At 63.9% G+C, this 18,678-nt stretch carries 21 protein-coding genes; 8 read left to right on the top strand and 13 right to left on the bottom strand.

Annotated elements, in window-relative coordinates; all coding sequences use genetic code 11:
- Positions 1-39 precede the first annotated feature (39 nt).
- Genes MVC20_RS15685 through MVC20_RS15670 form a run of 4 tightly spaced genes read right to left on the bottom strand, consistent with a single transcriptional unit; the run spans position 40 to position 2,125 of the window.
- Positions 40-231 (bottom strand): ubiquinol-cytochrome c reductase iron-sulfur subunit N-terminal domain-containing protein, encoded by a 192-nt coding sequence (locus MVC20_RS15685; protein WP_297543058.1) that lies wholly within the window; start codon positions 229-231, stop codon positions 40-42.
- A 54-nt stretch (positions 232-285) separates the two neighbouring features.
- Positions 286-915, bottom strand: a complete 630-nt coding sequence (locus tag MVC20_RS15680) for a molecular chaperone TorD family protein (protein ID WP_297543056.1) — start codon at positions 913-915, stop codon at positions 286-288.
- Positions 912-1,523, bottom strand: coding sequence for a DUF3306 domain-containing protein (locus tag MVC20_RS15675; protein ID WP_297543054.1), 612 nt, complete (start codon positions 1,521-1,523; stop codon positions 912-914). Before MVC20_RS15675 ends, MVC20_RS15680 begins: the two co-directional genes overlap by 4 nt.
- Entirely contained in the window at positions 1,520-2,125 is a 606-nt protein-coding gene (locus tag MVC20_RS15670; RefSeq protein ID WP_297543052.1) for a DUF3305 domain-containing protein, read from the bottom strand. The genes MVC20_RS15675 and MVC20_RS15670 overlap by 4 nt, the downstream gene beginning before the upstream one ends.
- Before the next feature lie 348 nt (positions 2,126-2,473).
- Here MVC20_RS15670 and MVC20_RS15665 point away from each other — a divergent pair, with 348 nt between their 5' ends.
- Entirely contained in the window at positions 2,474-4,429 is a 1,956-nt protein-coding gene (locus MVC20_RS15665; RefSeq protein WP_297543050.1) for a 4Fe-4S binding protein, read from the top strand.
- On the opposite strand, the gene MVC20_RS15660 is transcribed toward MVC20_RS15665, so the two are convergent.
- Positions 4,423-5,202, bottom strand: a complete 780-nt coding sequence (locus MVC20_RS15660; protein ID WP_297543048.1) for a hypothetical protein — start codon at positions 5,200-5,202, stop codon at positions 4,423-4,425. The genes MVC20_RS15665 and MVC20_RS15660 overlap by 7 nt on opposite strands.
- A gap of 63 nt (positions 5,203-5,265) precedes the next feature.
- Here MVC20_RS15660 and MVC20_RS15655 point away from each other — a divergent pair, with 63 nt between their 5' ends.
- Genes MVC20_RS15655 through MVC20_RS15640 form a run of 4 tightly spaced genes read left to right on the top strand, consistent with a single transcriptional unit; the run spans position 5,266 to position 7,754 of the window.
- Entirely contained in the window at positions 5,266-5,460 is a 195-nt protein-coding gene (locus MVC20_RS15655; protein ID WP_296636576.1) for a DUF6494 family protein, read from the top strand.
- A 1-nt stretch (position 5,461) separates the two neighbouring features.
- Positions 5,462-6,526 carry an iron-sulfur cluster carrier protein ApbC gene (apbC, locus tag MVC20_RS15650; protein WP_297543046.1) on the top strand — a complete coding sequence of 355 codons (1,065 nt, stop codon included), beginning with the start codon at positions 5,462-5,464 and terminating at the stop codon, positions 6,524-6,526.
- Entirely contained in the window at positions 6,523-7,230 is a 708-nt protein-coding gene (locus MVC20_RS15645) for a biotin/lipoate--protein ligase family protein (protein WP_297543044.1), read from the top strand. Before apbC ends, MVC20_RS15645 begins: the two co-directional genes overlap by 4 nt.
- Positions 7,227-7,754 carry a DUF6505 family protein gene (locus MVC20_RS15640; RefSeq protein WP_297543042.1) on the top strand — a complete coding sequence of 176 codons (528 nt, stop codon included), beginning with the start codon at positions 7,227-7,229 and terminating at the stop codon, positions 7,752-7,754. The genes MVC20_RS15645 and MVC20_RS15640 overlap by 4 nt, the downstream gene beginning before the upstream one ends.
- Positions 7,755-7,940: 186 nt before the next feature.
- On the opposite strand, the gene MVC20_RS15635 is transcribed toward MVC20_RS15640, so the two are convergent.
- Complete coding sequence (locus tag MVC20_RS15635; RefSeq protein ID WP_297543040.1) at positions 7,941-8,366, bottom strand: thioesterase family protein; 426 nt, start codon at positions 8,364-8,366, stop codon at positions 7,941-7,943.
- A 236-nt stretch (positions 8,367-8,602) separates the two neighbouring features.
- Between MVC20_RS15635 and MVC20_RS15630 the strand changes: the two genes are divergently transcribed.
- Positions 8,603-9,646 (top strand): aldo/keto reductase, encoded by a 1,044-nt coding sequence (locus tag MVC20_RS15630; RefSeq protein ID WP_297543038.1) that lies wholly within the window; start codon positions 8,603-8,605, stop codon positions 9,644-9,646.
- A gap of 3 nt (positions 9,647-9,649) precedes the next feature.
- Here the strand turns inward: MVC20_RS15630 and MVC20_RS15625 are convergent, their stop codons facing one another.
- Positions 9,650-9,895: an HNH endonuclease gene (locus MVC20_RS15625; RefSeq protein ID WP_297543036.1), complete on the bottom strand. Its 246-nt coding sequence runs from the start codon at positions 9,893-9,895 to the stop codon at positions 9,650-9,652.
- A 122-nt stretch (positions 9,896-10,017) separates the two neighbouring features.
- On the opposite strand from MVC20_RS15625, the gene MVC20_RS15620 reads away from it, so the two are divergent.
- Both MVC20_RS15620 and MVC20_RS15615 read left to right on the top strand, forming a co-directional pair.
- Positions 10,018-11,349: a mechanosensitive ion channel domain-containing protein gene (locus tag MVC20_RS15620; RefSeq protein ID WP_297543034.1), complete on the top strand. Its 1,332-nt coding sequence runs from the start codon at positions 10,018-10,020 to the stop codon at positions 11,347-11,349.
- Positions 11,346-12,518, top strand: a complete 1,173-nt coding sequence (locus tag MVC20_RS15615; RefSeq protein ID WP_297543032.1) for a TIGR03862 family flavoprotein — start codon at positions 11,346-11,348, stop codon at positions 12,516-12,518. Before MVC20_RS15620 ends, MVC20_RS15615 begins: the two co-directional genes overlap by 4 nt.
- Here MVC20_RS15615 and MVC20_RS15610 read toward each other — a convergent pair.
- The 6 genes from MVC20_RS15610 to leuS form a co-directional block, all read right to left on the bottom strand.
- Positions 12,494-13,081, bottom strand: a complete 588-nt coding sequence (locus MVC20_RS15610) for a glutathione S-transferase family protein (protein ID WP_297543030.1) — start codon at positions 13,079-13,081, stop codon at positions 12,494-12,496. The genes MVC20_RS15615 and MVC20_RS15610 overlap by 25 nt on opposite strands.
- A gap of 464 nt (positions 13,082-13,545) precedes the next feature.
- A complete protein-coding gene (locus MVC20_RS15605) occupies positions 13,546-13,839 on the bottom strand; it encodes a hypothetical protein (RefSeq protein ID WP_297543028.1) in 294 nt (97 codons plus the stop codon).
- On the bottom strand, positions 13,814-14,449 hold the full coding sequence (locus MVC20_RS15600) for a hypothetical protein (protein ID WP_297543027.1): 636 nt from the start codon (positions 14,447-14,449) through the stop codon (positions 13,814-13,816). Before MVC20_RS15600 ends, MVC20_RS15605 begins: the two co-directional genes overlap by 26 nt.
- A 159-nt stretch (positions 14,450-14,608) precedes the next feature.
- A complete protein-coding gene (gene holA / locus MVC20_RS15595) occupies positions 14,609-15,637 on the bottom strand; it encodes a DNA polymerase III subunit delta (RefSeq protein WP_297543025.1) in 1,029 nt (342 codons plus the stop codon).
- Complete coding sequence (gene lptE, locus MVC20_RS15590) at positions 15,634-16,125, bottom strand: LPS assembly lipoprotein LptE (protein ID WP_297543023.1); 492 nt, start codon at positions 16,123-16,125, stop codon at positions 15,634-15,636. Before lptE ends, holA begins: the two co-directional genes overlap by 4 nt.
- Positions 16,112-18,655: a leucine--tRNA ligase gene (gene leuS, locus MVC20_RS15585; protein ID WP_297543021.1), complete on the bottom strand. Its 2,544-nt coding sequence runs from the start codon at positions 18,653-18,655 to the stop codon at positions 16,112-16,114. Before leuS ends, lptE begins: the two co-directional genes overlap by 14 nt.
- Between the last annotated feature and the right edge of the window lie 23 nt (positions 18,656-18,678).

The following is an 18,678-nucleotide window of genomic DNA, read 5'->3' as shown; positions in this document are numbered from 1 at the left end:
GGCAACATGCCCCGTGCCAGTGTTGACGGGCGTCCGGTCCTAGAAACGGGCGCTCTCGAAATAGGCGCGGGTATGCGCGGTGTCCTGAATCCGATCCGATGTCAGGTCAGGCTCTGCGGCCTGCGCGTCGCCAGCCGTAACCATGGTTGCGACCGCGACAGCGGGCGCGCCGGTGGCGGCCAGTTTGAGGAAATCACGGCGGCTGCTGCCAGCCTCGTTCTTTCGGGTCATGAAGGTCTCCCTCCCCTCGTTGTGACGGATCGCTCCGCCGGTTGCGATACGGGCTTACGCCCCGCTCATTCGAAAGCCCTGCGCCTCGATCTCCATGAATGCCCGACCGACCGCGCCGACCGAAGCATAGAGAACCGAGCTGTGCGCAGCCTCCAAATCCGTGAAAAAGTGCCCGGCCCAAGGGCCGATATGCTTGCTGAAGAACGCCTGTTGTTCGACCAGCGACGCGGGCTTGCCAAAGCGCCCCCGGATCATCCCTGCCATCATTTCCATGAGCGAGGCGATGTTGTCCTCGGGCTCATAGACATTCTGCGCGCGGGTCATGCCGCGCGCGGCCATGTCGCGACGCAACCCCGCCAACGGTTTCTCGTTGAGAAAGCCGGTGAGATAATAGCTCGCATAGGGCAGCAATTCGCCACGTCCCAGGCCGATAAAGAGCGCGTTGAACTCGCGCTCGACCGCAGCAGGCTTGCTCACCCCGGCCACGCGGGCCAGAGCAGTAACAGCCTCGCCCAATCGTGTGGCATCACCGCTCAGCGCAGCCGTTTGCGCCAAGAGCGCCTCGCCCGGCGGGCGAGCCAGAATGGCCGCGAGAAAATCATAGAGATCCGCGCGCAGCGCGTCCTCTGCGGCAATCTCGGGCAAGGCCGCCTCTTGGGTCATGAGCGCCTCAGATTGGGTCATGCGGATACTCCGGGCTGATCATCGAATTGGAACCGCATCCTGCGGCGCGGCGGTAGCGGGGTATCGTCCTGTGCCGTATCTGTCTCGACAGCGGCAACGGCCATCTCCTGCGTGGCCTCTGCTTCAACCTCTGCGTTGTCGGATTCTTCGACCACAGCTTCGGCCACAACCTCGGCCGCCTCAGGGGTCTTGGTCAGCGCTTCGGCCTGGCGCGCCATTTCCTGCACATGCGCGAGCATACCCTTGCCCACCTGATACGTGGTCTTCATGTCCGGCACGACCATGGCGGCATCGGTGTAATCATCGGCGTAATCGACCAGCCCGTCGAGATTGGCCAGAACCGGATTGCTGACCCAGAGCCGCCGCAGTGCCCGCCGCCGCAAACGCTCGGGCACGGCCTTGTCCATGAAGGCGCGAAAATCATCGCCCATCTGCAACGCGTCGGGATCAGGCAGACCCAGTTCCTCACACAACTCCGCGTCAGTCTTTTCCTCAAGCTCGGCGTCGCGGGCCGCAAGCGCGCGCTCTTGCTCGAGCCGCGCCTCTTCGCGCGCCTCCGCCTCGACCCGCGCTTTACGACGGGACCAGAAGTCTGCACCTCGGCTCAATTCAGCCTCCCCCTGCGCATCCGGTCGGGCGTGGCAAAGACATCGCGCGGCTGAACGATCCGCGCATCCCCGATCCCGTCTTGCGTCAGCTCTTCGGCTCGCTTGTCGCGGCGACGCTTGTGAAACACCTCTTCCTCGTGATGAGCCTCGACAAAATCGCGGACCAGGGCCACCAGCCCCTCGGGCATCGGCACCTTTTCCACGATGTCATCGCCGTTGTCGGCATAGTCCTGCGCCTCGAATGGCGAGGCCGTGACCAGCACCACCTCATAGGGCGCGCGCTCTGCATCGGCATTGGGCCGGTTGCGCATGATCACGAACACGGATGGCACGCGCGCCGAAAGACCCTGCAAATATGCCTCTGTCTGGGTGTGGTGCAGATCGAGAAGCACGGTTGCCGCGTGAAAATCCACGGCCTCGCCCTCGCGTCGCAATTCACGCCAATCCGCCTGCGGTGCCCCGGGAAGAACGGCCACCGCCCGCCACGCCCAAGCCGCCCAGCGCGTCACGCCCGGCGTGCGGCGCACGACAATGCCCAAAGGCACAATCATCTGCTTGTCCAGCGTCTTTGGTTCGTGGCGATAGGTCACGCGGTGGTGCATCCTTTGCTGCGTAATGCCAGATTGGTTTGGTTTCCTGACCGCGCAAAGCCTTTTTTGTGTGCAACCGTCCACATAAAGTCCGAACCGGACATTTTGAACCACCCCGAAACACGCAAGCCGCCCCGATGGACATAATGTCCACTCGGCCCTTTCCAATGCTGCACCGCCGCATGACAAGACACTGAAAACAAATAGAATCAATCGGGTTTAAATCCGCCCCAAAACAGCCCATCCTCGCAGGCCAGACGATTCGAATAGCGGTTTACGGGGGCTTCGAATCATGCCTAATCTCTGCGCAAAGTGACCGATCCGGTCCGCTTCCCATACGTGTCAAACACCGGGGTAAATATGCCTAAACATCTGATTCTCTGCGATTGTTCCGCAACCCAGACGCTCGACGCAGAGGGCCTGTCCAAGGCCACCGGCCTGAGCTGTTCGCGGCTGCATAGTGCGCTTTGCACCGATGAAGTGGACGCCGCAGCCAAGGCCATTGCCACCGGCGAGGCAATTATCTGCTGCACCCAAGAGGCCCGCATATTCGAGGACCTGGCCGCCGATCTGGAGGTGGACAGCCCCCCCCTTATCGACCTGCGCGATCGGGCCGGTTGGTCGGATGATCCGACCTCGAAACTACCCAAAATGGCCGCGCTTCTGGCCGAAGCCAGCCTGCCCACCCCACCGCAAAAGACCGTGGATGTCGTTTCCGAGGGGCTGTGTCTGATCCTTGGGGCCTCGGATGTCGCGCTGCCTGCCGCCGAAAAACTGGCCCCACTCCTTGGGGTGACGGTCCTTTTGACGGATGAGACCGATCCGCCCGAGAACCGCGATTTCGACGCGATCCGAGGCCGGATCACCCAGGCCAGCGGCACGCTCGGGCAGTTCGAGCTGCGCATCGACGCCCTGCAACAGGTCAATCCCGGCGGGCGCGGCGCACTTAGCTGGACGAACCCGCGCGATGGCGGGCAGACGCAATGCGACGTCCTGCTCGATCTGCGCGGCGGCACGCCGCTCTTTCCCGCCCCGGAAAAGCGCGAGGGCTACCTGCGCGCCGATCCCGGCAGCCTGCATGCGGTCTCGGACGCGGTGTTTCAGGCCGCCCAGATGATCGGCACCTTCGAAAAGCCGCTCTATGTCGCGCTGGAGCCGCTCATCTGCGCCCATTCCCGCGCGGAACAGACCGGATGCAGCAAATGTCTCGATATCTGTCCCACCGGCGCGATCAGCCCGGATGGCGATCACGTCAGCATTGATCCGATGGTATGCGCGGGCTGCGGGGCCTGCGCCGCACGCTGTCCTTCCGGCGCAATCAGCTATGACGCACCGCCGCCCGACATGACATTCCGCCGGATTCAGACTTTGGCACAGACCTATCGCAAGGCGGGCGGCACCGCCCCGCGCCTGTTGGTGCATGACGCCACTCACGGGGCCGAGATGATCCGCCTTGCCGCCCGCCACGGGCGCGGCTTGCCCGCCAATGTGATCCCGCTGGAGGTTTCGGCGCTTGCGGGCTTTGGCCATGCCGAAATCCTTGCGGCGCTCGCCTCGGGCTTTGCCGATGTGGCGATCCTGCTCGCCCCCACCACCGAACGCGACGCGCTCGACCAAGAGGTGCCGCTGGCACAGGCCATGTCAGGCGCAGGCACTGTGCAGCTTCTCGACCTCGCCGACCCCGACGCGCTCTGCGACGCGCTCTACGATGCCACGCCACCCGCCCCCATCGCCAGCCCGGTCCTGCCGATGGGCAGCCGCAGGCAGGTGGCGCGCCTTGCCGCCAAATCCCTGAATCCCTCGGGCGGCACCCTGCCTCTGCCCGCCGCCGCCCCCTACGGCGCGGTCCTGGTCAATACCGACGCCTGCACGCTCTGCCTCTCTTGCGTCTCGCTCTGCCCCTCGGGCGCTTTGATGGACAACGAGGACAAACCGCAATTGCGCTTTCAAGAGGATGCCTGCCTGCAATGCGGCATCTGCGCGACGATCTGCCCGGAAAAGGCGATCACGCTGGAGCCGCGCATGAACCTTGACGACTCAGCCCTGACCCAAGTGGTGCTGAACGAGGAAGAGCCCTTTGCCTGCATCGAATGTGGCACGCTCTTTGGCTCCAAGGCCACGATTGACCGCATCACCGAGAAACTCGCGGGCAAGCACGCGATGTTCGCCTCCTCCGATGCCGCGCGCATGATCCAGATGTGCGAGGGCTGTCGCATCAACGCGCAGTTCAACTCGACCGACAATCCCTTTGCCTTGGGTCAGCGGCCGCGCGTGCGTCGCACCGAGGATTACCTGACCAAGCGCAAGGATCACTGAACTTGAATCGGTGCGCCCAGATCGGCGGGGGCCAACCCCGCCACATAGGCGATGATCGCCTCCAACTCTTCGAGCGTGACCTCGATGGGCGCAATCGGCGAGGGCAGATGGTGGGCAAAGGGCGGAGTCACCCCTGTCACTTGGGTAAAGGCAGGGTGCGGCTTCAACGCGAAAAAGCTCTGGAACCGCGTATCCCAATCGGCAAAGGTCCGCAGCACGGCAAAGGACGGGGTCGAGCCGATGGCCCCCATCCGGTGCGCGGGGTCCACCACGTGACAGCGCCCGCATTCGCGCAGGGACACCCGCTTGCCAAGGGCGGGATCGCCCTCGAACACCGCGACCGCCTCGGCCTCGGCCTCCACTTGCGGCAGGCGAAAGGCCGCCTCACCGCCCACCTCATAGCTTGTCACCGTGCGCTGCCCGATCTCGGATGTCAGCCAGTCGGCGAACCGTGCCGCCCCCGGATGCGTGCCACTCACGCCCATGCGCCAGACCGCGCCCGCCCCCTCGAACACCGGGCGGCCCTTGTGGTGACCCAAAGTGATCTCGGCCTCGGTCCCCTCTTCCACCACCTCGACGCGCATCCCGGCCTTGAGCGCGAACCGGGGCAGGATATACTGCAAGAGACCGCTCTGCACCAAGGCCTCGGGCGCGCTCAGGCGAAAGCGCTTGTCGTCGGCGCGGGTCACACTGGGAACAAGCAAAGAGGCCACCGCGAGCCACAGCATCGCGGTCCGGGAGAGCCGATTGCACAGGGTCATCAACAGGCGCATACCCAAGCCTAGAAAACCGCCTATATCGGCGTCAAGCATTCAGATCAGCAAAGGGAGAAACCGATGAGCGACGATTTCAACATGTCGATGCGCAAATTCCTCAAACAGGTGGGCGTCACCTCGCAACAGGCCATCGAGGACGGCCTGCGCAAGAAGGGGGCAACCGCCGGGCAGGAATTCACCGCCAAGGTGGTTCTGACCGTCGAGGGGCTGGACATCGAACACACCGTGACCGGCATCATCAAAGGGCAGGACTGACGTGGCATTGACAAGAGAGAGCGTCCTCGAGACGCTCAAGACCATCACCGATCCGGTGAGCGGCACGGACATCGTGGCCGCCGGTGTCATGCGCGCCCTCACCGTCGAGGGCGGCACCGTGCGTTTCGTGCTGGAAATCGACCCGGCCAAGGCGCAAATCTATACCCCGGTGCGCGACGCGGCCGAAGCGGCGGTCAAGGGGCTTGCGGGGGCAGAGACTGTCTCGGTCGTGCTCACCGGCCATTCGTCCAAGGCACCGCCCGACCTCAAGCCCTCCCGCAAGGCAGAGCCGAAAGGCCCTGAGAAGGTGCCCGGCGTCAACCATCTGATCGCCATCGCGTCCGGCAAGGGCGGCGTGGGCAAGTCCACGGTTTCCGCCAATCTTGCCTGTGCCCTTGCCGCGGAGGGGCGGCGCGTCGGCCTCCTCGATGCCGATGTCTATGGTCCCAGCCAGCCGCGCATGCTGGGCGTCTCGGGCCGTCCCGCCAGCCCCGATGGCAAGACCATCCTGCCGATGCGCAATCACGGCGTGACCATGATGTCCATCGGCCTCATGACCAACGAGGGTCAGGCCGTGGTCTGGCGCGGCCCGATGCTCATGGGCGCGCTGCAACAGATGCTGATGCAGGTGCAATGGGGCGCGCTCGATGTGCTCTTGGTGGACCTGCCGCCCGGCACCGGCGACGTGCAGATGACGCTGGCGCAAAAGGCGCAGGTGGATGGCGCGATCATCGTCTCGACACCGCAGGATGTGGCGCTCCTCGATGCCCGCAAGGGGATCGACATGTTCAACCAGCTTCATGTGCCGGTGCTGGGCATGATCGAGAACATGAGCACGCATATCTGCTCCAACTGCGGCCACGAAGAGCATGTCTTTGGCCATGGCGGCGTGCGGGCAGAGGCCGAGAAACTGGGCGTTCCGCTCTTGGCGGAAATACCGCTCCATCTCGACATTCGCGTGGCTTCGGACGGGGGCGCGCCCATCGTGGTCTCGAAACCCGACAGCCCACAGGCGCAGGCCTTCCGCGAGGTGGCCCGCAGCCTCATCAGCACCGGGCTGGCATGACCGCGCCCAGCTTTCCACCCCTGATGTCGGGGCGCGCCGTCACCGGCGCGACCCATCCCTTTGATGTGGCCCGCGATCTGGCCACCGAGGGCTGTGATGCGGGCCTCATCGTGCATAACGTCACCGCCAATCACCTGATGGCCGCCATTGTCCTCGCCCCCGAAGTGCCCCTGGCCGAGGCGATGGTGATGCTGCCCACCTGTGGTGTCGGCTTTCAGAACGCCTTTGGCGCGCTCGCCCCGCCCGAAGTGGCGGTGCAACTGGAATGGTCGGGCGGCATCCGCCTCAACGGCGCCTCATGCGGGCGATTGCGCGTGGCCGCAGGCGGCACAGATCCCGAAGCCGAACCCGACTGGCTCGTGATCGGCCTCGACCTGCCCCTCCTGCAGATCACCGAGCGCCCGGGCGACCACCCCGACCAGACCACGCTATATGACGAGGGCTGCGCCGAGGTGGACCCCGTGGAATTGTTAGAGGCCTGGGCGCGGCACAGCCTCGTCTGGATCAACACATGGGAGGACGCAGGCCCCCGCGCGCTCCATGCCGAATGGCGCGGACTTGCCTGGCGCATGGGCGAAGAGATCACGCAAAATGGCCTCACCGGCACGTTCCAGGGCGTGGACGAGCGCTTTGGCATGCTCTTGCGCGGCCCCGACACCACCCATCTCATTCCGCTCACCACTTTGTTGGAGACTCAACCATGAAACTCGCCCGCGCCATCCATTTCGACGAGAGCGATCAGCGCGTCTATCACAGCCCCGCGCGCACCGGCGAATGGTGCATCTCGGGCGGGTTCGAGTTTTCCAACTGGTCCGAGGCGGATCTCACGGGCAAGGCCCGGCAGGCGTTTGCCAATGGCTGGCTCGGTGTCGAAACCTTTGGCCGCGTGACCTTTGTCGCCGTGACCCAAGTCGAAGAGGCCGAGGTCGCCGCCCTCACCACGGCCCTCGCCCAGCATTTCGTCGACATCTACGGCGCGCCGGACCTCGCCGCGGCCCTCCCCGTCGCGCGCGAGGAAGTGGCGCAAATGGCCGATCTCTGCGAGGATCACAATCCCAACACCCTGCTCACCGTGATCCGCGAACTGACAGAGGCCGGCGTGCGCGAAACCTTCAGCGTGATCGAAGCGCAAGACGCTGGCTTAGAACAATTCGCCATCCACGGCAGCCTGGATGACGACCACGGGCACGATCACGACCATGGGCATGGGCATGGGCACAACCACTGAGACGCGTTGAGAAAGGGCTGATTGGCTTTTGGGTTTGAGGTCGCGCAGAAGCATGGCCCGAGACGTTTCCCCCGACAAGAGGCGTGCTAGGGCTGGGGCGGTCCGGCACTCGGGACCAAGGTGAGGGAGAAAGCGGACACTTGCCGCGATACACAGCAAGGTCCGCAATACGGATAACTCAGAAGTTCATGCTTCTTGTTCCATCCATTGTGTGGCTGTTTCGCGAACATCATCAGGGATTTCCGCCGCTCTTCGCGTCTCGAGGCTCAACAGTACGCATTTAAAGACTGTCTCGAAAGCGAGGGTGTCTTCTTCTGACCTAATTAACCGATGCCTGAACGTCATGGATTTGGAGCCAATCTCCATGACAGAAGTCTCCAACCTTATCGCATCACCTGCAGACAGTTCAGCGCGAAAATCGCTTTGAGCATTGACGACGGCAAAAGAGAGCCGTCGACCCTCTCTCATATCATTTGCCGTCAGTCCCATTTCCGATTGGATTGCGAAAACACCATCGGAGCAGGCTGCAAAATACCGGGACACGTTCATGTGACCTAGAAAATCGCAGTCAGACGGGTCAACCACAGAACGAAATGAAATCATCGCTGGCATATGCTTACTCCCAGATATCGTTCAGGTATCCTACAGTACTGAACGCTTGCCGCAAAAGTCTGCTCCGGCCTCTAAGCTGCAGTTCCCCGTATCAGGCACGACTTTCCCCCAAATCCACTCGCATTCCTACGACCACAAACAGCTTTGCCTTGCGACCGAATGGCTCAACATCCCCCCTTCCCTGCCCCCCCTTCCTCCCGTATCCCCATGCCAAAACCCAAACCCTAGGAGACACCATGCAGAAAAGACCCTTGGGCCGGACCGGGATTGAGGTGAGCGCGCTCTGCCTTGGCTCGATGACATGGGGCTCTCAGAACACCCCGGCAGAGGGCCATGCCCAGATCGACCGCGCGCTGGAGCGGGGCGTGAATTTCATCGACACCGCCGAGATGTATCCCACCACCCCGATGAGCGCGGAAACCACCGGCCGCACCGAAGAAATCATCGGCGAGTGGTTCGCGGCCTCCGGGCGGCGGGCCGACGTGATCCTGGCCACCAAACATTCCGGCAAGGGCTTCAAACACGCCCGCGACGGCGCGCCGATCACGGCGGGGTCCATCCCGCAGGCCATTGAGGGATCGCTGCGCCGCCTCAAGACCGATCATATCGACCTCTACCAATTCCACTGGCCGAACCGGGGCAGCTACATGTTCCGCCAGAACTGGGCCTATGACCCCTCAGGCCAGAACCGCGCCGAGACAATCGCCCATATGCAAGAAACGCTTGAGGCCCTGCAACGCGAGGTCGCGCGCGGCACCATCCGCGCCTTCAGCCTCTCGAACGAGAGCGCGTGGGGCATGGCGCAATGGCTGCGGCTCGCCGAAGAGGGGCACGGCCCCCGCGCCGCCTCGATCCAGAATGAATACTCGCTCATGTGCCGCCTCTATGACACGGACCTCGCCGAACTCAGCGTCAATGAGGATGTGGGCCTGCTGGCCTTTTCCCCCCTTGCGGCGGGGTTGCTCAGTGGCAAGTATCAGGACGGTGCGCTGCCCACCGGCTCGCGCATGGCGATCAACGGCGATCTGGGCGGGCGCAAGACCCCGCGCGCGTTCGAGGCCGTCGCGGCCTATCATGCGGTCGCGCAGAAACACGGCCTCGACCCCGTGCAAATGGCGCTCGCTTGGTGCCTGACGCGCCCCTTCCTCTGCTCCGCCATCTTTGGGGCCACCGACATGGCTCAGCTCGACCTGGCGCTTGGGTCGGCGGGCATCACACTCGCCCCAGAGGTGCTGAGCGATCTCGACGCCACCCACAAGATGCATCCGATGCCGTATTGATGACTACCGCTTGCGCCGCGCGCCGGGGGTTCTCGAATGAAACCCCGGCGGTCGCTGGATCACCCAGGCGATGAATTTCGCCAGACGCGGATGCGCGCGCAGGGCCTCGATACTGGCATAATCGCGCGCCAGTTCACCCTCCGTCAGCGTCGCGTGGATCTCGTTGTGGCAAATCTGGTGCAGGCGCACCACCGGGCCACCCTTGCCGCCTTTCAGCTTGGGCACAAGGTGATGCAGGCTCTGGCGCACCTCGGGCGGGATCGGGCGCTGGCAAAGCGGGCAAATTGGGTGTTCAGACAGTTTGACTTGATCCTTTTGCTGGCTGCGGGCAAGAGGATGACGCGCGCGGGTCAAAAGGCAAGGGGTGTGTGATGGACGGTCAGCCAGAGATCATCGGACAGGCACTGGGCTATGCAATGCAGGGCTGGGATCTGGCGAAAGGCTGGCTGCTCAGCCCCGCCGCCTGGTCGCAATTCGGTCTTCTTGTCGCAGCGTGGCTCTTGGCGGTGCTGATCACACGCCGCATACGTCCGACCATCACCCGCGTGCTCACCCCCCCGGCCGGTCAGGACAATATGATCGCCTCGGCGCGGCGCTTCATCCTCATGTTCCTGCCGCTTCTGATGCCGCTGCTCGCCTACGGCCTCACCGGCATGGGCGAGAGCGTGACACGCTCGCTCTTTGGCTCGGGCGATGTCATCGCCTTCGGCAAGCGGCTGTTCATGGTTCTCGCCGCCCGCCTGTTCGTGCGCGACATCCTGACCGATCCCTTCTTGCGGGTTCTGGGGCGCTTCGTGCTCATGCCCGTGGCGCTGCTCTATCTCTTTGATCTTCTCGGTCTGGCCAACGAACGGCTTGCGGCGATTTCGGTCGATCTGGGCAATATCAGCTTCTCCGCCCTTGCCCTGCTTCGTGGCGCTGTCTCTGGCGCGCTGCTCTTCTGGCTCGGGCGCTGGTCCAACAGCCAATCCGAGGATTTCATCAAGCGCCGCGAGGAATTGCGCCCCGCCACCCGTGAACTCGCGATCAAGGCCAGCCAGATCGTGATCTTTGGCGCGGCCTTCCTGTTGCTCATGTCGATCATGGGGATCGACCTCACGGCGATTGCCGTTCTGGGCGGCGCGCTTGGTGTGGGCATCGGCCTTGGCCTGCAACAGATCGCGGCCAATTTCGTCTCGGGCGTGATCCTGCTCTTGGAGGGGCAGACCACGGTGGGGGATTATGTCGTGCTCGATGACGGCTCCGAAGGCACCATCGTCAAGATGACCGCCCGCGCCGCCATTCTCGAAACCGTGGATGGCCGCTGGATCGTGGTGCCGAACGAGGATTTCATTACCTCCCGCGTTGTCAACTTTTCCGACGCAGGCAAGCGGCACCGCTACGAGGCCGCCTTCTCGGTCAGCTACGACACCGACATCACCCGGATTCCGGCCCTCGTGGAACCTGCCGTCGCCGCCGTCCCCGAGGTGCAGACCACGGGAAAATTCGCCCCCGAATGTGAACTCAAGGCCTTTGGCGAAAGCGGCGTGGATTTCTCGGTCGAATACTGGGTCGACGGGATCGAGGACGTGACCGGAAAGTATCAGTCCGACGTCCTGTTCGCGATCTGGAATGCGCTGCGCGCCGAGGGGGTCGAAATGCCCTATCCGCAACGTGTGGTCCATCACCGGGGGCTGCCCGCCCCGGCAACCCCAGCGGCATGACCGATGCGCTCGTCATCGGGGCTGGGCCTGCGGGCCTCATGGCTGCGCGCGAACTCGCTCGGGCCGGGTTGCGCGTGCTGGTGGCCGAGGCCAAGCCCTCGGTCGGTCGCAAGTTCCTCATGGCGGGCAAATCCGGGCTGAACCTGACCAAGGTCGAACCGTTCGAGACCTTTCTGGCCGCCTATGGCCCCCGCGCCGACACCCTGCGCCCGATGCTCAGTGCCTTTGGCCCCGACGCGGTGCAGGCATGGGCGCGGGACCTTGGGCAAGAGGTTTTTGCCGGGTCAACCGGCCGGGTTTTTCCACGCGTGATGAAGGCCTCGCCGCTCCTGCGCAGTTTCCTGTCTGAACTGCGCGGCTTGGGCGTCGAAATCCGCACCCGTTGGCGCTGGCGCGGCTGGGAGGGCGGTGCGCTGTTCGACACGCCCGAGGGCGTGCAGTGCCTGCATCCCACCGTGACGGTGCTGGCCTGCGGTGGCGCAAGCTGGGCGCGGCTTGGCTCGGACGGGGCATGGGCGGCGCATCTCGACCCGGCGACGATTGCGCCCTTTCGACCCGCCAACATGGGTTTTCTGGTCGCTTGGTCGCCCCATATGACGGCGCAGTTCGGCCAGCCGGTCAAGGGCGTGGAACTGCACGCCGGGACCATGCGCTCGCGCGGGGAATTCATCATTTCCAACCAAGGGCTTGAGGGGGGCGGCCTCTATGAGGTCAGCGCAGCCTTGCGCGATGGTGCGCCTCTCAAGCTCGATCTCCTGCCCGACCTGAGCCTGTCCCAGGTCGCGAACCGCCTGCGCCAGACCAAAAGCAGCGACAGCCTCAAGAACCGCCTGCGCAAGGCGTTCCGCCTGGATCCCGTGAAACTGGCGCTGGTGATGGAATTTGGCCGAAGCACCACCGATCTGCCCGCCCTGCTCAAGAGCCTGCCGGTGCCCCTCAACGGGCCGCGCCCGATGGATCAGGCCATCTCAACTGCCGGTGGGCTGCGGTTCGAGGCGCTGGATGCGGGCCTCATGCTGCACGCCCGCCCCGGCGTGTTCGCCGCCGGGGAAATGCTCGATTGGGAGGCGACAACCGGCGGCTACCTGCTGACCGCCTGTCTTGCCACCGGGGTTTGGGCGGGGCAACACGCCGCCGCTTACGCTCAGGGGAGTGCGGCAGCCCGCTGACAGGCCGGGCGCGCAAGCATCATCGCCACGTAATCATTGAGCTTTTCGCCCGCATCCGGGAACCCGGCCTTGCCCGCCCACATCAGGCAATGGGCCAGAAGAATATCCGCGATGGTCATGGTCTGCCCCTGCAGATAGGGGCCAGTCAGCGCCTCGGAAATCCGCGCGACGTTGCGCTCGTATTCCCATTTCAGCGACTCCTTGACCGCCGGCACGCGGTGCTCCTCGGGCAGCACGAAACTATGCCGCGCGGCCGTCCAGAGGGTGCCGTCGATCTCATCGAGAATCTGATGCGTCAACGCATCCTGACGCGCCCGTGCCACGGTGCCGGGGGCATGGGTGAACTGCCCATGCTTATCGGCAAGATAGGTCATGATCGCGGTGGAATCGGTCAACACCGCATCGCCATCCCGCAGGGCCGGGATCTTGCCCGAGGGGTTGGCCGCAAGCGCTTCGGGCGAGCGGGGGGCAACAGCGAGGTGGTTGTACTCCACCCCAATTTCCTCGAGCAACCACAGCACCCGAAAGGCCCGGCTGGCCCGCGATCCAATGACATCATACATGGCGATTTCCCCCCTTTGATTTGCATGGCGGCACCATTGCCCAAAGGGCGTGCCAAGGCAACGGGGGCCGCGACGACAAACGGCTTGAGATCACGCGCTCGTGTTCAAAGGAGTGGGAACACGGTCGCCCCTGCCACCCCGCGCGGAATCAAGGTGCCGCAGGCACCGCCGCGCAGCGGTCATGCCGAAGGCATGCCTCTGGCATGACCCGCCCCCTAGGGCGAGCGCTTTTGCAACGTTTCAAGCCATTGAAAACGCGGGAGTGTTTGGCTGGCATAAAGTGCGGTCCACCGAGGTTGCTGCGCCCACCCGGCGGTCAGGCACCGCGCGGCTTGTTTCTGCCCCCGAACGTCAACTCCAGGCCACACCTCACCCGATTCCATGACACGCTTGGACGCAAAGAGGGAGGTGGAACCCCACCCGCTTCAGGCGGCGTAGGGTGGGTTTCCAACCCACCGTGCCAATCACCCGCCGCCAAAGGCGAGCAAGTCCTTCACGAACCGCACCAACCGGCCATTGTTCGCAATATGATCAAGCGTCGCCACATAAGCGGTGCGCGCGACAAGCTTGCCCGTCTCCGTCGCAGCCGACATCACCACCGCATCCCCGACCTTGCCGCAATAGGCGACAACCGCGTTCAGCGCCGCCACCTCCGCACGCAAACGGTGCAATTCCCAAATCTCCCGGATCACCGGGTTCACCACCTCCGGCCCATAGCCCCATGTCTCGGGGTCAATGAGGGCGATCTGCTCCAGCATCCCCCAGCATCGGGCGACCGTCGAGAAGCGCGTCATACCACTTGATCCAGAATTGCCAGTCCTCGGCACCCTCGGATTGATCCACCTGCCACTTGATCGCGCGCCATTGCTCCGCAGGCGGCCCCGCCTCCTCGGGCCAGAGCGGAAGATCATCGGGCAATTCACCACTCGCCAGGAATATTGCATCTGATTTCAGACCGATTTGCGCTCCGCTTGACGCGCGAGATGCGGCGAACGCAGCGACAGCGGCAGGATGTGCGGCTGTGGCAGCTGATGCAGCAAGAGCGGCTCCGCGCGCGGCGCCATCCGCTTCAAGTGGGGGCTTGAAGGGAATGCCGACAATACCGCCTTCAAGAGTTCTTTTAGCAGCTATCCTCAATGAATCTGAGGGGTTATGGAATGAAACGGATGATGTTAGCAAACGTCGCAAAGCTGGGAGGACGGTTAAATTAGCCTCGTTTGCCCAGTCCTCGGTCAGCACCGCCTGCCACCATATCGGCAGCACCCGCGCCGCCGCACGTGATGCGATCCAGACAGCCACTTCTCGCGGCTGATCCTCCAGCCACTCCTTGAGGCTCGCTTGATCTCTGATACCCAAAGTTTCACCCACCTCGCCGGCCTTGCCCCGCCATTTCTCTCTGTCCAGCGCCCGCTGAATTAACCCTACACTTCCCCCAAACCCGCACCGACGCAATACCGACGGAATGCCGCCGCGATACCGCTCCGTAATTTTCTTAAATTTCAGTCTGTTAACCCAGATTCGCCCGGATCACCGCGCCCCGGCCAGCATCGCCAACCGGATCAGCGCCCGCTCGACCAGCGCCATGTCGGGTGCGCGCTGTCCTGCCGACCGCAGGCTCAGGTCGGTATCGGTCAGGATCGTCAGCGCCTGTTGCAACCGCTCCGCGCCCCAGCCCTGCGCCTGCCGCAGCATCCGGTCGCGGCGCGGCCCGAAAATGGGCGGGCGCATACGTGCGATACCCTGCGCCGCGCCTCCGGGATCCGACGCGGCGGTGTAAAGCGCCCGAAAATGCCGGGTGGCCCCGATGCAGAGGCCGACAGGCTGCGTGCCCTGTGCCTTCAACCGCCGCATCACCGGACCGATTTCAGCCGACCGCCCTTCAGCCACGATATTGAGAATATCATCCAGATCCGCCTCGGTCGACGCAGGCGCACAGGCGGCAATGTCCGCAGCGTTGAGGGGCGTGGCATCCCCCAATTTATAGAGCGCCAGTTTCTCTATGGTCTGACGGAAATCGCCGGGATCGAGATCGCGCGCGAGTGCCGTCAGATCGGACATGACCGGCCCCGGCACATCCCGCAGACCGGCGCGGGTCAATGTCGCCTCGATTTCTTCGCGGCTTGGGGGATCGTCATAGATTCCAACGGCATAGGCATTGGGATGGCTCTCGAACGCCTTGCGAATCCGCGATGTCGCCTTGAGCGCACCCGCGGTCACGATGATCTGCGCATCCCCCGGCTGCCAATCGCCCAACGCCGCCAGAATGGCATCGGCGGCGGTGTCATTGGCGTCCTCGACAAAGGCCGCGCGCGGACCGGGGAAGAACCCTTGCGCCTTGACCGCATCCATCAACGCGGCGGGGTCCTTGCGCAGATCGCCGGCGGGCATCCGGCTCAGGCGCATTTCTTCATCGGCTGTGGGGCCAAGCAGCGCCGCCAACAGCTCCTGACGCCGGAGCGCCACCCGCATCGCATCCGCGCCGTAGATCAGAATGCCCGTCCGCTGCGCCTCTGGCTTGGCAAAGTAGCGGACAGCATCGCGCGGCGAGAGTTTCATTCCGGCTGGGGCAGGTCTGCGGCCAGAAGGCGGGTCAGCACTTGATCGGCGAGAATTGCCATCAGCCGCGCCTCGGCGTCGCGCTCCGCGGCCTGCACCGCCACTGTGGTTCCGGTCGCGGAGTAGCCGGTAAAGCTTGTGACATCACCCGAGGTGACAATCGCCCCCGTCTCCGTATCGCGCAGGCTGTAGGCGACGGTTCCCAAGAGGTTAAACCGCGACGCCACGTTGTTGCGGTTGATCGCCATGGCCTGTGTGTTCAGCGTGACGACCGGGGTCAGCGCGTAGCGCGGATTGGCGGGCCGCCCCAACCGTGTCTCGATCTCTTGCGCCAAGAGATAGCTGGCGCGGGTATCCGGGGCCTCGACCGACACCCGCCCCATCAGCGCCGATCCCGCCCCGCCCGGCGCATAGGCGGGCGCAAAGCCGCATCCCGCCACAAGGGCGAGTGCTGACAGCAAAAGAAATCGGCGGTTACACCACGACATTGACGATCCGTCCGGGGACGACGATGATTTTCTTGGGCTGGGCCCCCTCCAGCGCCTTGACCACAGCATTGTGGGCCAGCGCCAGTTTTTCAACCTCGGATTTCGGCATATCGGCGGGCACAGTGATTTCCCCCCGGCGCTTGCCGTTGATCTGGATCGGCAGAATGACCGTGTCGTCAATCAGCATCTCGGGATCGGCCACAGGCCAAGCTGCGGTGGTAATCAGCCCCTCGCCATCCAGCATCGCCCAGACATCTTCGGCCAGATGCGGCGTCATGGGCGACATGAGTTGCGCCAGCGTACGCGCGGCAGTGGTTTTCGCATCCTTGCCCGCCTGCGATTTGGCCAGCGTGTTGGTAAAGGCATAGAGCCGCGCGATGGCCGCGTTAAAGCCGAAACTGTCGATGCCCTTGGTCACCTCGTCGATGCATTTGTGCATCTCGCGCAAGAGCGCCTCATCGTCGGCGCTCGCGGGCGCGTCGCTCTGCCTGATCTCGTCAGCAATGCGCCAAACGCGGCTCAGGTGGCGATGTGCTGCCTCGGCCCCCGACGCGGTCCATTCCACATCCCGCTCGGGCGGGCTATCGCTCAGAACAAACCAGCGCGCGGTATCGGCCCCGTATTGCGCGATGATGGTCGAGGGGTCGACCACATTCTTCTTGGATTTCGACATCTTGGCGGAGGGGATGATTTCCACCTCCGTTCCATCCGCCAAGCGCCCATCGCTCACCTCTTCCGGCAGGTGATAGACGGGCCGTCCGGCCGCGTCGCGGGTCTGGTATATCTCGTGCGTCACCATCCCTTGCGTGAAGAGCGCGTCAAACGGCTCGATCGCCTTGGCGGGCAGATGGCCGCAAATCCGCATCGCCCGCGCGAAGAAGCGCGAATAGAGCAGATGCAGGATCGCATGCTCAATGCCGCCGATATACTGATCGACATTCATCCAATACTCGGCCTCGGCCATGTCGGTCGGTGTTTTGGCCTGGGGCGCGGTAAAGCGGGCGTAATACCAGCTTGAGTCGACAAACGTGTCCATCGTGTCCGTCTCACGCCGTGCGGGCGCGCCGCAGCGCGGGCAGGCGCAATCGCGCCATGTCGGATGCCGATCCAGCGGATTGCCCGGCGCATCAAAGCTCACGTCATCCGGCAGGCGGATGGGCAGGTTTTCTTTCTTTTCCGGCACCACGCCGCAGGTATCGCAATGCACCACCGGAATGGGGCAGCCCCAATAGCGTTGGCGGCTCAGCCCCCAATCGCGCAGGCGGAACTTCGTGACACCCTGCCCCACGCCATTCGCCTCGCAGAAATCAATCGCCGCGTTGACCCCCGCCTCGCCGGTCTGCACCTTCTCACCGGCCACCAGCCGCGTGTAGCGCACGGCTTCTGATTTCAGCGGCACATAGGGGGCCACCTGAATGTCGTGATCGCCCTCGACCGGCAGAAAGGTATCGACGATGGGCAAGCCATACTTGCGCGCGAAATCATGGTCGCGCTGATCGTGCCCCGGACAGCCGAAAATCGCCCCCGTGCCATAGTCCATCAGGATGAAATTGGCGATATAGACCGGCAATTCCCAAGCGGTGTCAAAGGGATGGCGCACGCGCAGCCCGGTATCAAAGCCCAGCTTCTCGGCCTTTTCAATCGCCTCGGCGGTGGTGCCGCCCTTGCGCGCCTCGGCACAGAACGCCGCCACATCGTCGCGCTCGCGCTCCAGCGCCTTGGCCAGCGGGTGATCGGGCGAAATGCCCACGAAACTCGCGCCCATCAAGGTATCTGGCCGCGTGGTGTAAACCTCGATCCGATCTTGCCCCTCGGGCCCATCAATCAGCCCAAAGGCGAATTGCAGCCCGCGCGACTTGCCAATCCAGTTCTCCTGCATCAGCCGCACCTTGGCAGGCCAATTGTCGAGGCCGTCGAGCGCCTCGAGCAATTCCTCGGCGTGATCCGAAATGCGGAAGAACCACTGCGTCAGTTCACGCCGCTCCACCTCTGCGCCCGAACGCCAGCCCTTGCCGTCGATCACCTGTTCATTGGCCAGAACCGTCATGTCGACCGGGTCCCAGTTCACCACCGCATTCTTCCGATAGACCAGCCCGTGTTCGAGAAAATCGAGGAAAAGCGCCTGTTGCTGCCCGTAATATTCCGGATCGCAGGTGGCAAATTCGCGGGACCAGTCGATGCTGAGGCCCAAGGGCTTCATCTGCGCGCGCATGTCCGCGATATTGGCATACGTCCAATCCTTGGGATGGCCGCCGCTGGCCATGGCCGCATTCTCGGCGGGCATACCAAAGGCGTCCCAGCCCATCGGGTGCAGCACGTTATGCCCGGTCGCGATCTTGTAGCGCGCCACCACGTCGCCCATGGTGTAATTGCGCACATGGCCCATGTGGATGCGCCCTGACGGATAGGGAAACATTTCCAGCACGTAATATTTCGGCCGCGTTTCATCGCGCCGCGCACGGAAAATATCGGCCGCCTCCCAGGCGGATTGCCATTTCGCTTCGACGTCACTGGCGGCATAGCGCGACATGGGGCGCACCTCTTGCTGATAGG

This window comes from Roseovarius sp. (genome assembly GCF_027019125.1).
Taxonomy (GTDB): Bacteria; Pseudomonadota; Alphaproteobacteria; order Rhodobacterales; family Rhodobacteraceae; genus Roseovarius.
This window is presented reverse-complemented; position numbering and strand designations above follow the sequence as displayed.

Coding starts and splice junctions, on each gene's coding strand:
- MVC20_RS15685 (WP_297543058.1), bottom strand. CDS start 231: ATGACCCGAAAGAACGAGGCTGGCAGCAGCCGCCGTGATTTCCTCAAA.
- MVC20_RS15680 (WP_297543056.1), bottom strand. CDS start 915: ATGACCCAATCTGAGGCGCTCATGACCCAAGAGGCGGCCTTGCCCGAG.
- MVC20_RS15670 (WP_297543052.1), bottom strand. CDS start 2,125: ATGCACCACCGCGTGACCTATCGCCACGAACCAAAGACGCTGGACAAG.
- MVC20_RS15665 (WP_297543050.1), top strand. CDS start 2,474: ATGCCTAAACATCTGATTCTCTGCGATTGTTCCGCAACCCAGACGCTC.
- MVC20_RS15660 (WP_297543048.1), bottom strand. CDS start 5,202: ATGCGCCTGTTGATGACCCTGTGCAATCGGCTCTCCCGGACCGCGATG.
- MVC20_RS15655 (WP_296636576.1), top strand. CDS start 5,266: ATGAGCGACGATTTCAACATGTCGATGCGCAAATTCCTCAAACAGGTG.
- MVC20_RS15645 (WP_297543044.1), top strand. CDS start 6,523: ATGACCGCGCCCAGCTTTCCACCCCTGATGTCGGGGCGCGCCGTCACC.
- MVC20_RS15640 (WP_297543042.1), top strand. CDS start 7,227: ATGAAACTCGCCCGCGCCATCCATTTCGACGAGAGCGATCAGCGCGTC.
- MVC20_RS15635 (WP_297543040.1), bottom strand. CDS start 8,366: ATGCCAGCGATGATTTCATTTCGTTCTGTGGTTGACCCGTCTGACTGC.
- MVC20_RS15630 (WP_297543038.1), top strand. CDS start 8,603: ATGCAGAAAAGACCCTTGGGCCGGACCGGGATTGAGGTGAGCGCGCTC.
- MVC20_RS15620 (WP_297543034.1), top strand. CDS start 10,018: ATGGACGGTCAGCCAGAGATCATCGGACAGGCACTGGGCTATGCAATG.
- MVC20_RS15615 (WP_297543032.1), top strand. CDS start 11,346: ATGACCGATGCGCTCGTCATCGGGGCTGGGCCTGCGGGCCTCATGGCT.
- MVC20_RS15610 (WP_297543030.1), bottom strand. CDS start 13,081: ATGTATGATGTCATTGGATCGCGGGCCAGCCGGGCCTTTCGGGTGCTG.
- MVC20_RS15605 (WP_297543028.1), bottom strand. CDS start 13,839: ATGCTGGAGCAGATCGCCCTCATTGACCCCGAGACATGGGGCTATGGG.
- holA (WP_297543025.1), bottom strand. CDS start 15,637: ATGAAACTCTCGCCGCGCGATGCTGTCCGCTACTTTGCCAAGCCAGAG.
- lptE (WP_297543023.1), bottom strand. CDS start 16,125: ATGTCGTGGTGTAACCGCCGATTTCTTTTGCTGTCAGCACTCGCCCTT.
- leuS (WP_297543021.1), bottom strand. CDS start 18,655: ATGTCGCGCTATGCCGCCAGTGACGTCGAAGCGAAATGGCAATCCGCC.